Raw genomic sequence first — 16,641 nt, 5'->3', positions numbered from 1 at the left:
CTGCCCGTCCCCGTGCCGGTGATGCCCTCTGTCCGCAGGCTGTAGACGCACATCCGATCCGGCTCGGCTCGCCGAGAGTGGCCGTGCTCAGGGTCGCGGCAGCCGGCTCAGCGCGGATGCTCCCCAGCCGGTCGGGTCCTCGCCGGGCGGCACCATCGCGAGGGCCTGCCAGAGCAGCAGGACGTCCCACCAGCCCGCCTCGGCCGGGGTCAGCGGGCGCACGGCCTGGTAGCCGGCGAGGAAGTGGGCATGGACCTCAGGTGGCACCGGTCCCCAGTCGTGGTAGCGGGTGCCGAGCAGGATCGTCGCGCGGGCCAGCTCGACGAGCCGGTGGTCGTGCCGGGTTTCCTCGAAGTCGAGGACCGCGGTGACCTCGCGGCCGGCACACAGAACGTTGGCGGAGCGGAAGTCGAAGTGGACGAGTTGTCGCGGCAGCCGGTCGGGTGGCGCGCCGGCGACCAGTCCGCCCAGCGCGTCGCGGGCCGCTGCGGGCAGCTGCGCGGCGCTAGTGTCGAGCCATTTGGTGATCCGCTGCGTCAACGGTGGGGATGCCACGGCGAGCCTGGTGAGTCGTTCGGCGTGCGGGTACGCCGCGAGCGCATCCTGGAGCCGGGCCAGGACGGCTCCGGCTGCCCGCACCTGGCCGCGATCGGTGGTGTCGAGAAGATCGCCCTCGATCACCCGTTGCAGGCCCAGCGAGACACCGTCGGCCTCGACCTGAAGACGGCCGTCCCGGGTGGGAACCGGTGCCGAGACCGGCAGGCCCCGGCCGTCGAGCCAGCTCGTGAGTCGGGCCACCTCGGCCAGGCGCGGGAAACGATCGGGCAGCACCGACCACTTCGCGAGCCGCCGACCGGACGGCGTGTCGACCCACGCCAGCGCGTTGCCGTCGCTCATCACGATCCGCTCGCAGGAGTCGACGCGTACGCCCCAGTGCTCGTCCAGGACGTCGGCGACCCAGCGGCCCGCCGCCCGCGCGTCGCCGAAGCCGAACCTTGCGTCGAGCGCGCGGTGCGGATCGTGCGCCTCCCACAGCATCTCCAGCACCGGCACCTGCGATCCGATCATGCGGCACAGTGTGGCGGATTGGCGTACGCGAAGGCGGGCGCCCCGGATGCCGGGCCGTCTGCCGACGGTGGCGTCCGGGGCGCCCGATGGCGCGTGGGGTCAGGTCAGGCCCGGCTCCACCGCTGGTTCGCGGCGGTGTGGCAGGTCCAGGCGAGCACGGTGGTGCCGTTGGTCGTGCCGGCGTTGTTGACGTCCAGGCAGAGCGACGGGAACCGTACGTTGCTGATGGTGCCGTTGCCGTTGAAGGTCCACTGCTGGTTGGTGCCGCCGTTGCAGTCCCAGATCTGGGCGCGCGTGCCGGCGGCGGCGTTCGTGGGCAGCTCCAGGCACTTGCCCAGGACCTGGAGGGCCTGGCCGGACTGGGTGAACTGCTGGTTGGCGTTGCTGTGGCAGTCCCAGATCAGCGCCCCCGTGCCGTTGGCCGTGTTGCCGTTGTCGACGTCCAGGCACCGGCCGCTGGACTCGCTGCGCAGCCGGAACGTGGTGGTGGGCGGCGGGGTGGTGGTGCCGCCGCCGCTGACCCGGTAGACGACCGTGCCGTGGGCCGGCACGCTGGCGGAGATGGCGCCGGTGGTGGTGGAGGTGCCGTTCGTCCAGGCGTCGCGCAGGGTGAACGAGGAGCCGGACTTGCCGATCGCGGCGGCGGTGGTGGAAATGGTGGTGGTGGAGCCGCCCTGGTTGAACAGGGCGACGGCCACGTCGCCGTTGGCGAGCCGCTTGGCGAGCACCCGGCGGGTGCCGTCGTTGGAGACCTGGGTGGCCTGGAGGCCGAGGGTGTCCTGGTTGATCGCGATGAGGTTGGCGTTCTTGAGGATGGTCTGCGTGGCGCTGTCCATGTTGCGGATGTCGTTGCCGGCGATCAGCGGCGAGGCCATCATCGCCCACATCGCGAAGTGGCTGCGCATCTCGGTGTCGTTCATGCCGCCCCGGCCGACCTCCATCATGTCGGGGTCGTTGAACGCACCCGGACGCGCGTAACCGGCCAGCGGCACGGTGACGTTGATGATGTTCTGGATGCCCATGGGGTAGCCGTTGGTCTGGCCGGTGTCCCACGCGTTGGTGATGTCCTCGGTGGTCCGCCAGATGTTGGCGACGTCGCCCCAGTTGCGCATGGGGCCGGTCTTCTCGTGGATGCTGTTCGAGTTGATGCTGTAGAGGATGGGGCGACCGGTGGCGGCGAGCGCGTCGCGCATGATGGCGAACCGGTTGACCTGCTCGTTGATGGTGCCGGTGGGGGAGCACCAGTCGTACTTGAGATAGTCGACGCCCCAGGCGGCGAACTGGCGGGCGTCCTGGGCCTCGTGGCCCATGGCGCCGGTGGCCCCGGGGTAGGAGTTGAAGTACTGGGCGCAGGTCTTGTCCAGCGGGGCCTGGTAGATGCCGAACTTGAGGCCCTTGCTGTGGATGTAGTCACCCAGGGCCTTCATGCCGCTGGGGAACCGCGTCGGGTCGCCCTGCAGGTTGCCGGCCGAGTCGCGGTTGGGGTTCATCCAGCAGTCGTCGACGACGACGTACTGGTAGCCGGCGTCCCGCATGCCGGTGCTGACGATGGCGTCGGCCATCTGCCGGATCAGCGCCTCGTTGATGTTGCAGTAGAACGTGTTCCAGCTGTTCCAGCCCATCGGCGGGGTGCGGCCCACCCCGTTCTCCAATGCCTGAGCTGGTTGCGGGGCGGCAACCGTGTCGACCACGGTCAATCCGACTGCTCCCAGGAGTGCGACGCCAAGGGCGGCGAACCATCTCGTACGTGCGCGCATTGACTCTCCATTTTCGGGACGGTGGACGTCGTCGTGCCGCCTGCCAATTGATATGCCGTTCGGCAGGCATGGGTGGTGCGCTGGTGACATCTTGGTGGTGGTCACCTGCGATTACGGGGCGGGAATGCGACCTGTCCTCAGCGCTGCGCGGAATTCCCTAATGGCCACGGCTCGACGCGGTAATGCGCATCGCTCCGAGGCCGGCGGGGATCCCGATAAGCTGGTTGGAGCAGCCCGGTAGCTCCTCGGGAAAGTTAACATGTGACCGCTCACACGGGCAAGCAAAGGAGCTGACTGTGATCGTCGGCCGCCAATGTGGTGACGCCCCGTTCGCGGTCGTCAGCCGAGGCCGTCCGACCTGACCACCCGTACCTCGCCGGCCGGCAGGTGCAACTCTCCGCCGACGGGTTCGTCGGTGAGCAGCTCCCGGCCGGTGGCCGCGACGACGGCATCCGTGTCGGCGTGGTTGACGAAGAAGGTGAAGACCTCCTCGTCGTTCCGGCGCACCAGCACCTCGACGCCGGCCGGCACACCGGTGGGGGCGGCCACCAACGAGCGCGCGAGGGCGAGCAGCGAGTCGCCGTCGAGGCCGGCGGAGACGTACAGCGCGCGGCCCCCACCCGCCAACGAACGCGACGTGATCGCGGGGCGGCCGTCGAGCTGCCCCCCGGAGTATCCGGCGAGCACCTCCGCCTCGCCGACCCGGAGGAGCTCCGTCCACTCCGAACCGCGCCAGCCGTTGTCGAGGGTGAACGTCTCGCCCTCCTGCAACGGACGGAACTCCTCACACCGGACACCGAGGAGGTCACGGAACGCACCCGGGTAGCCGCCCAGCCGCACCTGGTCGTTCGCGTCCACGATGCCCGACAGGAAGCTCACCACGACCGTGCCGCCCGCCTCGGCGAAGGCGGTCACCCGCGCCGCCGTGTCGTCGCCGGTCAGGAAGAGCGCCGGCACCACCACGACCTCGTGGCCGGCGAGGTCGGCCCACGGCGGGAGCACCTCGATGCTCGCGTTCAGCCGCCAGAACGCGTGGTGCCAGTCGCGGACGAGGCGGCCGTAGTCGAGGTGGTTGTTCGGCTTGACCCCCTTCGCCATCGCCCAGCCCGCCTCGTCGTCGAAGAGGATGCCGACCCGGGCCCGGGGAGCGCGCGAGCCCAGGACCGGGGCGAGACTGCGCAGGTACGCGCCCAGCCGGCACACGTCGCGGTAGAGCTCGGTGTCCTCGCCGGCATGCGGGACCATCGCCGAGTGGAACTGCTCCGCGCCGGCCCGCGAGGCACGCCACTGGAAGAACATGACGCCGTCGGCGCCGTGACCCACGTGGCTCAGGCTGTTGCGGATCAGCTCCCCCCGCGTCTTGGCCCGGTTGCGCGGCTGCCAGCTCACCGCGCTGGTCGAGTGCTCCATGAGCAGCCACGGCCGGCGCTGCGTCGTCATCGCCCGCATGCGGTCGCCGGAGAAGGCGACATCCTGCTCGGGGACCGGGTCGGCGGAACGGGTGTAGTGGTCGTTGGCGACGATGTCCATGTGCGCCGCCCAGCGCGGGTAGTCCACGACGTCGGGCTCGGCGCCCACCATGAAGTTCGTGGTGACGGGAAGCTGCGGGGTGACGGCCTTGAGCACCGCCCGCTCGGCGAGATAGTGCGCCAACAACTCGTCGGAGGAGAAACGGTCGAAGTCGAGCACGAGCGACGGGTTCTTCGCGTTGTTGCCGCGCGGCGGGATGACGTGGGCGAAGTCGCGGTACGTGTGGCCCCAGAAGGCGGCTCCCCACGCGTCGTTCAGCGCGTCGAGCGTGCCGTACCGGCGCCGGAGCCAGTCGCGGAACGCCTCCGCCGACACGTCGCAGTAACAGCGGCCGTTGCCGCCGCCCAACTCGTTGCTGACGTGCCACATCACGACGTGGTCCCGATGCCCGTAGCGGTCGGCGAGGGCGCGGACGACGCGCAGCGCGTACCCCCGGAAGACCGGGCTGCTCGGACACCAGCCGAGGCGCGCGCCGGGCCAGTGCGGTCGCATGTCGTGGTCGACGGGGCGGATCTCGGGGTGCGCGGCCAGCAGCCAGCCCGGGGGCGCGGCGGTCGGCGTGGCGAGATCGATGGCGATGCCACCCTCGGCCAGGAGGTCGACCACCTCGTCCAGCCAGCCCCAGTCGAACTCCCCGTCCGCGACCTCCACCAGGCCCCAGGAGAAGATGCCGAGCGAGACGAGGTTGACGCCGGCCTGCGTCATCAGCCGCACGTCCTCGGCCCAGGTCGCCCGGTCCCACTGCTCGGGGTTGTAGTCGGCCCCGTAGCTCAGGCCCCTCGTCGGCCAGGCGTTGTCGACATGCGACCAGGTCATCCGCCGACTCCCCGCTCTCGGGGCAGCCATCCGCCGTCCGCCGCAACCACCGCGACCGTGCGGATCGCCGGCAGCCCCCTCGACGCCTCGATCCGCACCCGCACCTCGCTCACGACGCGCGGGGCGAAGCGCAGGATGCGCCGGTAGCCGACCGCACCCGCCTCGGCCAGCACTTCCTCGCGCCCGTCGGCCACGGCGGTCACGACGAGCCGTTCCAGCCGCTGCCCGTACGTGATGTCCTCGCCGACGACCACGGCGGCGACCTCGGTGGGGGTGGGCAGGACGACCGAGACGGCCGGCAGCCCGTCGGACACCGCCGGTCGCCACACGCAGCCCTCCGCCGCGCCCGCCGCCAGTCGCGCGAGCGCGGCCGGGTCGCCCGCCGGCCCGCCGGCGGCCGGACGCACGACCCCCGAGGACAGCACGACGTCGCCCTCCAGCACCGCGCCCCGGAACGCGCGGATGCGTTCGCCCAGACCCGTCAGGGCGGCCACGTCGGGGGCGGCCACGAGGCCACGGGAGTCGGGCGGCACGTTGAGCAGCAGGCAGCCGTTGCCGCCGACAGCCGCGCGCCACAGCTCGAACAGCTCGTCGGCGGAGCGGACGGCGTCGTCCTCGCGCGGGTGGTGGAACCACCCCGGCCGGATGGACGTGTTGACCTCGGCCGGGTACCACACGAGATCGCCGAGGCGGCCCGCGAGAGCCGCCCGGCTGCCCAGATCCTGCCCGTCGCTGCGCACGAGCCGGGAGAACACGCCGTCGTCGACGTGCTGGGAGCCCTCGGCGATGCGCTCGGCGTCGCGCAGCCCGGCGGGCACGACGCTCCACTCGTCCGCCCGGGTGTGCCCGGCCTCGTTGCCGCACCACCGCACGTCCGGCCCGCAGACCGAGATCACCGCGCCGGGTTGTCGCTGCCGGACGACGGCGTAGTACCGCTCCCAGTCGTAGTCCTGGTGCGGGCCGTCGGGGCCGTTGCCGTTGGCCCCGTCGAACCACACCGAGAAGACCTCGCCGTAGCCGGACAGCAACTCCTCCAGCTGGGCGACGAAGAAGTCGTCGTACGCCCTCCCCGAGCCGTACGTGGCCTCGCTGCGGTCCCAGGGCGAGAGGTAGACGCCGAACCGCAGACCGTGCCGCCGCGCCGCATCCGCCACGAGCCGCACGAGGTCACCCTGCCCGCCCCGCCACGGCGAGGCGGCGACGGAGTGCGTCGTCACCTGCGAGGGCCACAGGCAGAAGCCGTCGTGGTGCTTGGCGGTGAGGATGACGCCGGTCATCTCCGCCGCCGCGAACGCCGTCATCCACTGGTCGACGTCCAGCTCCGCCGGATCGAACAGGGTCGGGTCCTCGTCGCCGAGGCCCCACTCGCGGTCGGTCATCGTGTTCATGCCGAAGTGGACGAAGGCGTAGAACTCCATCGACTGCCACGCCACCTGCCGCGCGCTGGGACGCACGGCGGTCAGCGCCTCGATCTCGTCGACGGAACCCGGCGCGCGACGCGGCGGAGTGGGGGCAGGGGTCATCCGAACGTCCCGTCCGTGCCGGGGTCGATACCGTCCGTCACCCTACTTGACGAATTGACCGCTGTCTTGCCGTGGCCGGTCGGTGCCGCGTCGCCGCCCGTGGTGTCAGCGCCGCCGCAGGGCCGGGTCGGTCAGCGCCGGCGGCTGGTACCCGGCGTCCGCCGGGTTGACGTTGTGGCCCGGCGGCACCAGCGCGTCGATGCGGTCGAGCACGTCGGCCGGGAGCCCGTCGAGCTGACCCGCGCCGAGCTGGCTGCGCAGCTGCTCCAGGGTGCGGGGGCCGATCACGGCGCTGGTCACGGCCGGGTGGCTGAGCACGAAGCCCAGCGCCAGCTCGATCAGCGTCAGGCCGCTCTCCCGGGCCAGCGCGTCCAGCTCGCCGACCAGGTCGAGCTTGCGGTCGCGGGCGGCGGCGTCGCGGAAGTCGAAGTGGTCGCCGTTGCGCCCGGCGCGGGAGTCCGCCGGCACGCTGCCCGCGCGGTACTTGCCCGTCAGCCAGCCGCCGTTGAGCGGGCTGAAGACCATCACCCCGAGCCGGTGCCGCTCGCAGGTCGGCAGCACGCCGGCCTCGGCACCCCGGGCCAGGACCGAGTACGCCAGCTGCTCGGTGGTGAAGCGTTCCCGCTGGCGCTGCTGCGCGACCCACTGCGCCTCGACGATCTGCTCGGCGGGGAACGCGGAGGTGCCGATGAGGCGTACCTTGCCCTGCCGGACCAGGTCGGACAGGGCGCCGAGGGTCTCGTCGACGTCGGTGCGCGGGTCGGGGCGGTGCACCTGGTAGACGTCGATCCAGTCGGTGCCCAGCCGGCGCAGGCTGTCCTCGACCGCCTGCGTGATCCACCGCCGGGAGTTGCCCCGCCGGTTGCGGTCGGCGCCCATCGGCTCGTGGAACTTGGTGGCCAGCACCACGTCGTCGCGCCGCCCGCGCAGCGCCCGACCGACGATCTCCTCGGTCTCGCCGTGCGCGTACACGTCGGCGGTGTCGACCAGGTTGACCCCGGCGTCGAGCGCCTCGGCGACGATCCGGTGGCACTCCTTCTCGTCGGTGTTGCCCCACGCGCCGAACATCATCGTGCCGAGGCAGAGCGTGCTGACCTCGACGCCCGTGCCGCCGAGCCTGCGGTAGCGCATGATCTGATCGTCCTCCCGCTGGTGTGTGTGACCACGCTGGCACGCCGGCCCGACCCCCGGCACTGTCCCGCCGGGTCGAATCGGCCCGGACGGGTTTGTGTCCCCGGCACATCGCCGCCGCGACCGGGGGACGAATAGGCTGGTGACAGCGTTGTTCTGGACATTCCGGCACGGTGGAGGTACTCATGGGGACCGGCCTGACCCAAGCCCGATGGACGCACGTGGCACTGCCCACCGGCGACCTCGACAAGGCGATCGCGTTCTACACCACGCTCACCCCGCTGGTGGTGGTGGAGCGGTTCGCCGACGCCGACGGGGAGAGCGTGTGGCTCTCCAACGACAAGCAGGTCGAGACGCCGTTCGTGCTGGTGCTCGTCTCGTTCAACAAGGACAAGGGCGGCCAGCTCGGCCTGCTCCACCCGTTCGCGCACATCGGCATCGAGGTGCCGCAGCGCTCGGACGTCGACGAGATCGCCGCGCGGGCCCGCGAGCTGGGCTGCCTGCACTGGGAGCCGCGCCAGATGCCGCCGCCGGTCGGCTACATCTGCGCGCTGAAGGACCCCGACGGCAACGTCATCGAGATCTCCCACGACCAGCAGGTGTTCGACACCGTACGGCGGCTGTGGGGGAACTGACCGCGGCGGGCACCCGGGCCGCGGTGCTGCGCTACCTGGCCGCGTTGAACGCCCACGACGCCGACGCCGTCGCCGCCTGCGTCAGCGTCGGCTTCGTCAACGAGCACACCGCCGGGCTCGGGCGGGGAGTGGTCGGCCGGGCCGGCTACCGGGAGCGGCTCGACGGCTTCCTGGCCGAGTTCGCCGACCTCCGCTACGAGGTGGAGGAGCTGATCGTCGACGGGGACCGGGCCGCGCTGGCGTACCGGATGTCGTTCCGGCTCGTCTCCGCAGGCCGGGCCCCGGTGCGCGTGCGCGGGATGTTCCGGTTCCGGGTCGACGCCGACGGCCTGGTCGCGCACCGGGTCGACTACTGGGACAGCGGCGAGGTGCACCGTCAGCTCGCCGTCGAGCAGTGACTGGGCGTGGTCGCCGCGCCTGGGTCGATGTCGCCGGTTGACCCCCTTTGCTCTGCACCCACGGACGCACCGGTCGCTGAGAGTAGTTGACCGCCTGTCTGCTGTCGTTCCCGGCACTTGGCAGAATTGCAGCATGGCGGCCGTGTTGCCTCGGTGGGTGCAGAGCAAAGGGGGCGGGGTGCGTGGGCCGGGGTCGCGGGGCGTGACGCAGCGTCAACGCCGACCGAGACCCGGCGACCTGGCACCCAAGAGTCACTCACTGTAGTCGGAGAGTGCGGCGGAGGGGCGGCGGCCACGCCGCCCCTCCGCCGCGTTCGCGCCCCTCCCGTCGCGCTGGGTAGAGTGCGCATCCTGCGGAGACGACGGGGATGCGCGAGGTGACGCGATGGCGGTCGGGGTCGAGGAACACCACGGCGACGCGCCGGCGATCCAGACCGTGCAGCGGGCGGCCACCATCCTGAAGGCGTTCTCCGCCGAGCGGCCCCGGCTCACGCTGGCCGAGCTGACCGCCGACCTCGCGATCAGCCGGGCCACCGCGCACCGGTACGCCCGCGCGCTGCGCGCGGCCAACCTGCTGCGCTTCGACACGGCCACCGCCACGTACACGCTGGGCCCGCAGGTGCTGGCGATGGAGGCCGCCGCCCGCGCGGCGCTGCCCATCGTCACCGCCGCCGAGCCCTACCTGGACCGGCTGACCCGGCTCACCAACCAGACCTCGGTGCTCAGCGTGTGGAACGGCGAGAGCCCCATCGTGGTCCGCTGCATGGACAACGTCAGCGGCGACGTGCGGCTGAGCGTGCGTACGGGATCGCCGCTGGACCTGGTGCGCTCGGCGCAGGGCCGGGTGTTCTGCGCGTTCCTGCCGCCCGCCGAGGCCCCGGTGGTGGCCCGCCAGCTGCGCCTGTCGGCCGGGCTGCGGGCGGTGGTCGAGCAGGTGCGCCGCGACGGGTTCGCCGTCAACTCGCCGGAGGACTTCGGGGTGCGGGTGCTGGCCGCGCCGGTGTTCGAGCGTACCCAGGTGGTGGCCGCGTTGGGCGTGCTCGGCACGGACGCGGTGCTCTCCGGCGCGGCGGAGGCCGCGGCGGCGGACATCCTGCTGCGCATCGCGCGCGAGCTGTCCGAGGGGCTCGGCGCGGCCGTCAGCTGACCCGGCCGGCGCTCCCGCGTGCCGCCGGGGGACGGGGACGGTGGCCGTTGCCGTCGTCGGGCGCGGGGTGGTGGCCGGTGCCGGTGCCGGTGCCGGTGCTGCCCAGCTCGGCGGTGACCAGGGCGGCGACGCGCTGCAGGGCGATGGCGAGCGGGGTGTCGGTGCCCTCCGGCACGGAGGTGGTGGTGCCGACGATGGCCATCGCGGCGATCAGCGTGCTGCCGCGGAAGATGGGCGCGGCGATGCTGCGCACGCCGTTGGCCGACGGCGTGTTCGCCGAGATGCCGGTGCGGCGGATCTTGTCGACCTCCCGGCGCAGCTCGGCGGAGGCGGCCAGCTCGTCGGCCAGCCCGACCACGTCGTCCTCGGGCAGGAAGGCGCAGAAGACCCGGCCCTGGGCGGACTCGGTGCGCGAGAGCCGGGAGCCGGTGCGGACGCTGACGCGGATGACCCGGTCGGTGTTGTCGTCGGCGCGGACGACCACTGCCGTGTCGCCGTCCCAGACGCTGAGCACCACGGTCTCGTCGATCTCGCGGACGAGCTGCTGCATGTGCGGGCCGGCGATGCTGATCACCGGCATCGCGGCACGCGCGGCGGCGGAGAGGGTCAGGATCTGCGGGCCGAGCGAGTAGAGTCCCTCCCGCTCGTCGTAGCGCAGCAGGTTGCTCTCGCGCAGCGCCTTCGTGTAGCGGTGGGCCGTCGCCTTGCTGGTGCCGAGGCTGGCGGTCAGTTCGTTGAGGCTGAGTCGTGGGCGCGCCGCGGTGAACGCGTTGAGGATGACCGCCGCGCGCTGCACGGTCTGGATCGCCGGGGCGCTCTGGTCCGCGTTCTTCCCCGGCGAGGGGCTGTCGTCCGCCATCTGGATCCCTCGTTGCGTGAAGTGAGACAGTATCATGGCATATGGCACATCAGGCTGTCGATATCTGCCGGCTTCGTAGCGCGATGTCGGCATAAATCCGGGCGAAACGCACCAGCTCGGCCACCGCGTAGCGGTCCCGCCGAGGGTCGCCCGGGTCCGCCGGCAGCGACGGCGGGCCCAGCCGGACGGTCGGCACCCCCCGCCCGCGCAGCACCACGCCGTCGGTCGACCCCGTCCAGCCCCGGATCGGCTGGGGCGCGCGGCCGTGCGCGGCCCGCCAGGCGGCGTCGGCCCAGTGGCAGATCGGGGCGTCGGGATCGGTGGCGGCGGCCGGGTGGACGGGCCAGCCGGTCACGCTCACCCCGCAGTCGCCCAGCGGGGTGCCGCGCAGCCTCTCGGCGAGCGTCGCGGCCAGGGCGTCGGCGATCTCCGCCGGCTCGTCGCCGGGCACCGTCACCAGGTAGAGGTGGAAGTCCAGCCGCCCGGGCAGCAGGTCGGGCTTGCCCGGCTGGCCGGCCCGCACCGCGCCGATGCCCACCTCCGCCCCGACCTGGCCGCCGCGCCCGGCGCGACTGGCCAGGTGCGCGGCGCGGAACGCCTCCAGCGCCGCGACCACCCGGCCGAGATGCGCCAGCAGGCCCCCCGGCGGGACGGCGGCGTCGCGGAACAGCGCCGGATGGAACCGGCTGGTCAGCCGTACCCGGACGAACATGGCCCCCGGCTCGGCGGTGAGCACGCCCGGCGGGCCGCTCTTGGCCACCACGGCGGCGGCCGGCAGCGGGTGCCGGTCCAGGTGGTGGGCCACCCCGCCGGCGACGGGGCCGGCGTCGGGGTCGGTGCGGTGGGTGCCGGCGGCGGCGAGCAGCAGGGTCAGCCGGTGCGGCCGGCCGGCGGCCCGGCACGCGCCGGCCGCCGCGGCGAAGCCGACCAGGGCGGCGGCGGTCGCCGCGCGGGCCACCCCGAGGCCGAAGCCGCTGACCACCGGCTCGGCGTCCGCCCCGGCCGGCCTGATCAGCCCGGGTGCGGGGGCGTCCAGGCCGGTGATCGGCGCGTCGAACTCGGCCCCGCCGGTCAGCGACGTGTCCAGGTGTGAGTAGAGGAGCAGCTCCGGCGCCGTGCCGAGGGCGGAGGAGCCGACCAGGTTGGCGCTGTCGGGCAGCGCCGCCGTCGGGTCCAGGGGGTCGACCCGCCAGGACAGCTCCGGCCAGCGCGCGGCGGCCCAGTCGGCGAGCCGGTGGGCGGTGGCCCGTTCCTGGCCGTACGGGCTGTGCTCCGCACCCAGCGCGGCCAGCGCGTCGAGGACGCCCGCCTCGTCGATCGCCTCCTCGGCCGCCCGCCGCAGTGCCGCCGGCACCTCGTCGTCCATCCCTGCGCTCCCGCCGCCGTGACTTCATTCAAGATGACGTCTCGTATGTTGACATACTCGGGATGGCTTCTCTAGCGTGACCTGACATCAACGACATCGCCCCGCATCCGGCGACGTCAGCGCGACGGTCAGCGGTGCGGATGCGGACGGCCGACCCAACCGCTGGAGGACCGATGACCTACGTGGTCACCGACGAGTGTGTGGACGTGCAGGATCGGTCCTGCGTCGAGGAGTGCCCCGTGGACTGCATCTACGAGGGCGACCGGATGATGTACATCAACCCGGACGAGTGCGTCGACTGCGGGCGGTGCGAGCCGGTCTGCCCCGTCACGTCGATCTTCCACCTGGAGGACCTGCCGGCCGACCGGGCCCACTTCGGCCCGATCAACGCCGAGTTCTTCGGCGAGATCGGCAGCCCCGGCGGGGCCCGCAAGATCGGTCGGGTCGGCCACGACCACCCGGCCGTCGCGGGGAGCGCCACCTGATGGGCGAGCTGCACGAGGTCGACCTCGCGATCGTCGGCGCCGGCCCCGCCGGCCTGTACGCGACCTACTACGCCGGCTTCCGGGGGATGAGCGTGGCGGTGATCGACTCGCTGCCCGAACCCGGCGGCCAGATCGCCGCCCTCTACCCCGAGAAGGCCATCTACGACATCGCCGGCCTGCCTTCGGTGCGCGGCCAGGAACTCGTCGACGCCCTGCTCACCCAGGCCGCCACCGCCAAGCCGACGTTCCTGCTCGGCGAGAGCGCCGTCGACCTGACCTGCGCCGAGGACCACGTGCTCATCGGCACCGACGCCGGCACCCAGGTGCGCGCCAAGGCCGTCCTGCTCACCGCCGGCATCGGCACCTTCACCCCCCGCGAGCTGCCCGTCGGCAGCGACTACCTCGGCCGGGGCCTGCGCTACTTCGTGCCCCGCCTCGACGAACTCGCCGGCCAGGAGGTCGTCGTGGTCGGCGGCGGCGACTCCGCCGTCGACTGGGCCCTCGCGCTGGAGCCGCACGCCCGCAGCGTCACCCTCGTGCACCGCCGGCCGCAGTTCCGCGCCCACGAGCACAGCGTCGCCCAACTGGAGTCGTCCACCGTGCGTGTGGTCACCCCGTACGAGGTGTGCGGCATCGCCGGGGAGCAGAACGTCACCTCCGTGACGATCGCCGAGGTGCGTGGCGAGGGCCGCGAGGAGCTGCCCGCGCAGGCGGTGGTGGCCGCCCTCGGCTTCATCGCCGACCTCAGCGCCATGGAACGCTGGGGGCTGGAGATGCACCGGCGCTACGTCGCCGTCGACCGGTCGATGCGCACCAACCTGCCGCGCGTCTTCGCCGCCGGCGACATCACCGACTACGAGGGCAAGGTGCGGCTGATCTCCGTCGGCTTCGGCGAGGCCGCCGCCGCCGTCAACAACCTCGCCCCGCTGGTCAACCCGGCGCTGGGCACGGTGCCCGGACACTCCTCGGACGCGGCATGACCGCCCCCCGCGACGACGCCCGGCACACCGCCGGCGACGGCACGCACCTGGTCGCCACCCGGCACGGGCTGGGCCGGCTCACCGGCGACGGCGACGTCGAGCTGCTCGACCTGCCGTACGCCGACGTGGCCGCGCTGCTGCGCGCGGGCGCCGGGCTCGCCCCGGCCCGCGCCGCGGCCGTGCGCCGCCGGCTGCCCCTCGACGCCCTCGCCGGCGACGTCGTCGCCCCGCTGGGCGGGACGCCGGCCGTGTGGGGGGTGGGCCTCAACTACCACTGCAAGGCACGCACCACCGGGCGGCCCCTGCCCACCCAGCCCGTGCTCTACCTCAAGTCGCCCAACGCCGGCTCCGGCCCCGACGACACCGTGCCGCTGCCCACCTCGGTCAGCACGCAGTCCGACTACGAGGGCGAGGTCGCCCTGGTCATCGGGGCGCGGATGCACCACACGCCCGCCGAGCGGGCCTGGGCGCACGTCGCCGGGATCACCGCCGCCAACGACCTGACCTGCCGCGACGTGATGGTCGCCTCCGGCAGCCCCACCCTGGCCAAGAGCTTCCCCGGCTTCGGGGCGCTCGGCGCGTCGGTGCTCGGCTTGGACGCGGTCGCCGACCGCGACGCCATCGGCGTACGGACCACGGTCAACGGGGAGCTGCGCCAGCAGGCCAGCACCGCCGACCTCATCTTCCCGGTGCCCGACCTGCTTGCCTGGATCTCCCGGTACGTGGTGCTGGAGCCGGGCGACGTGGTGCTCACCGGCACCCCCACCGGCACCGGCCAGGACCGGGGCTGCTTCCTGAGCCCCGGCGACCTGGTCGAGGTCACCGTCGCCGGGGTGCTGCCGCTGCGCACCCGGTTCCGCGCCGACACCCCGGCCCAGGCAGCCGAGACCCCGGCCGCGACAGCCGGGACCCCGGCTTCGACGGCCGAGCCCGACCCCCTTCCCGGCGACGCCCGCCCGTCGCTGCCGCTTCGTACAGAGAGTCTGATGCCATGACTGACAGTTCCCCGCGCTACGACCTGGTGCTGGCCGGCGGCGAGGTGTTCGACGCCGCCACCGGCGCCAGCGGAGTGACCGACGTCGCGGTGACCGGCGACCGGGTGGCCCGGATCGCCCCCGGCCTCGCCGCGCAGGGCCGGCAGGTGGTCGACTGCTCCGGGCAGTACGTGCTGCCCGGCCTGGTCGAGGCGCACACCCACATCTTCGCCGAGGTCTCCAAGGTCGGCGCGCCGCCGGACGAGGCGCACCTGCACCGGGGCGTCGTCGCGGCCTGCGACGCCGGCACCGTCGGCGCGTCCACCTTCGCCGCGTTCGAGCGCTTCGTCGCCGCCCCGGCCCGGATGCGGCTGGTCAACTTCCTCAACGTCTCGGTCCTCGGCCTGATCGACTTCCGGTTCGGCGAGCTGCTCAACCCGGGCACGCTGGTGCCGGAGGACGCCCTGGAGATCGCCGCCGCCAACCCGCACCGGGTACGCGGCTTCAAGATCCGCCTCTCCGAGGACGTCGTGGGGCTGGAGTGGCGGACGCTGCTCAAGCGGTCCCTGGCGCTGTCGGCCGAGGCCGGGCTCCCGCTGATGATCCACATCGGGGAGACCCCGGAGCCGCTGCCGGTGATCCTCGACCTGCTGCGCCCCGGCGACGTCGTGGCCCACTGCTACACAGGCAAGCCGTACGGCATCCTCGGCGACGGCAAGGTCCTGCCCGAGGTGTACGCCGCCCGCGAGCGCGGCGTGCTCTTCGAGTCGGCCCACGGCAAGAGCAACCTCAGCTTCGCCGTGGCCCGCCCGGCCATCGAGCAGGGCTTCCTGCCCGACGTGATCACCTCCGACACCAGCGGCCGCAACTGGCGCGGCCCGGTGTTCGACCTGGTCACCAGCATGGCCAAGCTGCGGGCCATGGGCATGACCATGGAGCAGATCGTGCCCCGGGTGACGTCCGCCCCGGCCCGCCTGACCGGCCTCGACGCCGAGGGCTACGGCAGCCTCGTCGAGGGCGGCCCGGCCCACGTCACGGTCCTCGCCGACGCCGAGGAGGCCGAGCTGCCCGACGCCGCCGGCAACCGGATCGTCGCGCCCCGGTTGGAGCCGAGCCTGGTGCTGCTCGCCGGCGAGCAGGTGCCGACCGTGCCGTGGCGGGGCCTGAACCGCTGATGCCCGCCACCGATGCCGAGCCGCCCGTCGGCGTGCACCGCTCCCGCAGGCGACTGCGGGGGGCGCTGCGCGGTGGCGGGCGGCTCGTCGGCACGTTCCTCAAGCTGCCCGGCCCCGACGTGGTGGCCCTGGCCACCCAGGCGGGGCTCGACTTCGTCGTGGTCGACCTGGAGCACTCCGCGCTGGACGAGCGCACCGCCGCCGACCAGCTCCGGTTCGCCGCCGCGCTCGGCCTGCCGGCGCTGGTCCGGGTGCCGGCGGTCGACCCGGGCCAGGTCAACCGGCTGCTGGAGGCCGGCGCCGTCGGGGTCCAGCTCTCCACCGTCCGCAGCCGGGCCGAGGTGGAGGCGCTGCGCGCGGCCAGCCGGTACGCCCCGCACGGGCGGCGCAGCATCAGCCTCGCCCACTCGGCGGCCGGCTACGGTGTCGGCGGCCTCGACCGGTACCTGGCGGCGGAGGCCGCCGACCCGCCGCTGCTGGTCGCCCAGATCGAGACGGCGACCACCGACGACCCCCTGCCCGACCTGCTGGCCGGCGTGGACGTCGGGTTCGTCGGCACCACCGACCTGGCGGTCAGCCTCGGCCTCGCCAGCACCGACGACCCGACGCCGCTGCTGCGGCGGACCGGCGACGTCGCCGAGGCGGCCCGGGGGACCGGGGCCGCGCTGGGCGGCTGGGCGGCCGACCGCACGGCCGAGGCCCTGGGCCGGTACGGCCTCACCGACGCCGGCTACCTGGTGGTCGGCTCGGACCTGCAACTGCTCGGCGCCGGCCTGCGCCGGCTCGCCGGCTGACCC

At 73.3% G+C, this 16,641-nt stretch carries 15 protein-coding genes; 8 read left to right on the top strand and 7 right to left on the bottom strand.

Going from position 1 to position 16,641, the window contains the following annotated elements; all coding sequences use genetic code 11:
- Positions 1-87: 87 nt before the first annotated feature.
- The 5 genes from LPU61_RS23650 to LPU61_RS23630 all read right to left on the bottom strand — a co-directional run bounded on the left by LPU61_RS23650 (position 88) and on the right by LPU61_RS23630 (position 7,825).
- Positions 88-1,068 carry a phosphotransferase gene (locus tag LPU61_RS23650; RefSeq protein WP_229406175.1) on the bottom strand — a complete coding sequence of 327 codons (981 nt, stop codon included), beginning with the start codon at positions 1,066-1,068 and terminating at the stop codon, positions 88-90.
- 104 nt (positions 1,069-1,172) lie between these two features.
- A complete protein-coding gene (locus LPU61_RS23645) occupies positions 1,173-2,825 on the bottom strand; it encodes a ricin-type beta-trefoil lectin domain protein (protein WP_229406174.1) in 1,653 nt (550 codons plus the stop codon).
- A gap of 339 nt (positions 2,826-3,164) precedes the next feature.
- Positions 3,165-5,171: a beta-galactosidase gene (locus tag LPU61_RS23640; RefSeq protein ID WP_229406172.1), complete on the bottom strand. Its 2,007-nt coding sequence runs from the start codon at positions 5,169-5,171 to the stop codon at positions 3,165-3,167.
- Complete coding sequence (locus tag LPU61_RS23635; protein ID WP_229406170.1) at positions 5,168-6,694, bottom strand: alpha-L-fucosidase; 1,527 nt, start codon at positions 6,692-6,694, stop codon at positions 5,168-5,170. The genes LPU61_RS23640 and LPU61_RS23635 overlap by 4 nt, the downstream gene beginning before the upstream one ends.
- A 105-nt stretch (positions 6,695-6,799) precedes the next feature.
- Entirely contained in the window at positions 6,800-7,825 is a 1,026-nt protein-coding gene (locus tag LPU61_RS23630) for an aldo/keto reductase (RefSeq protein ID WP_229406169.1), read from the bottom strand.
- 221 nt (positions 7,826-8,046) lie between these two features.
- Between LPU61_RS23630 and LPU61_RS23625 the strand changes: the two genes are divergently transcribed.
- The 3 genes from LPU61_RS23625 to LPU61_RS23615 all read left to right on the top strand — a co-directional run bounded on the left by LPU61_RS23625 (position 8,047) and on the right by LPU61_RS23615 (position 10,005).
- Positions 8,047-8,460, top strand: a complete 414-nt coding sequence (locus LPU61_RS23625; protein WP_228986516.1) for a VOC family protein — start codon at positions 8,047-8,049, stop codon at positions 8,458-8,460.
- Positions 8,448-8,858: an ester cyclase gene (locus LPU61_RS23620; RefSeq protein ID WP_229406168.1), complete on the top strand. Its 411-nt coding sequence runs from the start codon at positions 8,448-8,450 to the stop codon at positions 8,856-8,858. The genes LPU61_RS23625 and LPU61_RS23620 overlap by 13 nt, the downstream gene beginning before the upstream one ends.
- Positions 8,859-9,243: 385 nt before the next feature.
- Positions 9,244-10,005, top strand: a complete 762-nt coding sequence (locus LPU61_RS23615; RefSeq protein WP_229406167.1) for an IclR family transcriptional regulator — start codon at positions 9,244-9,246, stop codon at positions 10,003-10,005.
- On the opposite strand, the gene LPU61_RS23610 is transcribed toward LPU61_RS23615, so the two are convergent.
- Together LPU61_RS23610 and LPU61_RS23605 are read right to left on the bottom strand one after the other, a co-directional pair.
- On the bottom strand, positions 9,998-10,864 hold the full coding sequence (locus LPU61_RS23610) for an IclR family transcriptional regulator (protein WP_255700192.1): 867 nt from the start codon (positions 10,862-10,864) through the stop codon (positions 9,998-10,000). The genes LPU61_RS23615 and LPU61_RS23610 overlap by 8 nt on opposite strands.
- A gap of 49 nt (positions 10,865-10,913) precedes the next feature.
- Positions 10,914-12,230: a hypothetical protein gene (locus LPU61_RS23605; RefSeq protein WP_229406166.1), complete on the bottom strand. Its 1,317-nt coding sequence runs from the start codon at positions 12,228-12,230 to the stop codon at positions 10,914-10,916.
- Between the two features lie 173 nt (positions 12,231-12,403).
- Between LPU61_RS23605 and fdxA the strand changes: the two genes are divergently transcribed.
- Genes fdxA through LPU61_RS23580 form a run of 5 tightly spaced genes read left to right on the top strand, consistent with a single transcriptional unit; the run spans position 12,404 to position 16,638 of the window.
- A complete protein-coding gene (gene fdxA, locus LPU61_RS23600; RefSeq protein WP_043963176.1) occupies positions 12,404-12,715 on the top strand; it encodes a ferredoxin in 312 nt (103 codons plus the stop codon).
- Between the two features lie 8 nt (positions 12,716-12,723).
- Positions 12,724-13,695, top strand: a complete 972-nt coding sequence (locus LPU61_RS23595) for an NAD(P)/FAD-dependent oxidoreductase (RefSeq protein ID WP_229406250.1) — start codon at positions 12,724-12,726, stop codon at positions 13,693-13,695.
- Entirely contained in the window at positions 13,692-14,690 is a 999-nt protein-coding gene (locus LPU61_RS23590) for a fumarylacetoacetate hydrolase family protein (protein ID WP_052503756.1), read from the top strand. Before LPU61_RS23595 ends, LPU61_RS23590 begins: the two co-directional genes overlap by 4 nt.
- Positions 14,687-15,844, top strand: a complete 1,158-nt coding sequence (locus LPU61_RS23585; protein WP_229406165.1) for a hypothetical protein — start codon at positions 14,687-14,689, stop codon at positions 15,842-15,844. The genes LPU61_RS23590 and LPU61_RS23585 overlap by 4 nt, the downstream gene beginning before the upstream one ends.
- Positions 15,844-16,638, top strand: coding sequence for an HpcH/HpaI aldolase/citrate lyase family protein (locus tag LPU61_RS23580; RefSeq protein WP_229406164.1), 795 nt, complete (start codon positions 15,844-15,846; stop codon positions 16,636-16,638). Before LPU61_RS23585 ends, LPU61_RS23580 begins: the two co-directional genes overlap by 1 nt.
- Positions 16,639-16,641: the final 3 nt, after the last annotated feature.

It is taken from the genome of Micromonospora sp. NBRC 110038, from assembly GCF_020884815.1.
GTDB lineage: Bacteria > Actinomycetota > Actinomycetes > Mycobacteriales > Micromonosporaceae > Micromonospora > Micromonospora haikouensis.
The sequence above is the reverse complement of the archived record's forward strand: the minus strand, read 5'-3'. Positions and strand labels throughout refer to the sequence as shown.

Coding starts and splice junctions, on each gene's coding strand:
- LPU61_RS23645 (WP_229406174.1), bottom strand. CDS start 2,825: ATGCGCGCACGTACGAGATGGTTCGCCGCCCTTGGCGTCGCACTCCTG.
- LPU61_RS23650 (WP_229406175.1), bottom strand. CDS start 1,068: ATGATCGGATCGCAGGTGCCGGTGCTGGAGATGCTGTGGGAGGCGCAC.
- LPU61_RS23580 (WP_229406164.1), top strand. CDS start 15,844: ATGCCCGCCACCGATGCCGAGCCGCCCGTCGGCGTGCACCGCTCCCGC.
- LPU61_RS23630 (WP_229406169.1), bottom strand. CDS start 7,825: ATGCGCTACCGCAGGCTCGGCGGCACGGGCGTCGAGGTCAGCACGCTC.
- LPU61_RS23640 (WP_229406172.1), bottom strand. CDS start 5,171: ATGACCTGGTCGCATGTCGACAACGCCTGGCCGACGAGGGGCCTGAGC.
- LPU61_RS23585 (WP_229406165.1), top strand. CDS start 14,687: ATGACTGACAGTTCCCCGCGCTACGACCTGGTGCTGGCCGGCGGCGAG.
- fdxA (WP_043963176.1), top strand. CDS start 12,404: ATGACCTACGTGGTCACCGACGAGTGTGTGGACGTGCAGGATCGGTCC.
- LPU61_RS23610 (WP_255700192.1), bottom strand. CDS start 10,864: ATGGCGGACGACAGCCCCTCGCCGGGGAAGAACGCGGACCAGAGCGCC.
- LPU61_RS23605 (WP_229406166.1), bottom strand. CDS start 12,230: ATGGACGACGAGGTGCCGGCGGCACTGCGGCGGGCGGCCGAGGAGGCG.
- LPU61_RS23635 (WP_229406170.1), bottom strand. CDS start 6,694: ATGACCCCTGCCCCCACTCCGCCGCGTCGCGCGCCGGGTTCCGTCGAC.
- LPU61_RS23615 (WP_229406167.1), top strand. CDS start 9,244: ATGGCGGTCGGGGTCGAGGAACACCACGGCGACGCGCCGGCGATCCAG.
- LPU61_RS23590 (WP_052503756.1), top strand. CDS start 13,692: ATGACCGCCCCCCGCGACGACGCCCGGCACACCGCCGGCGACGGCACG.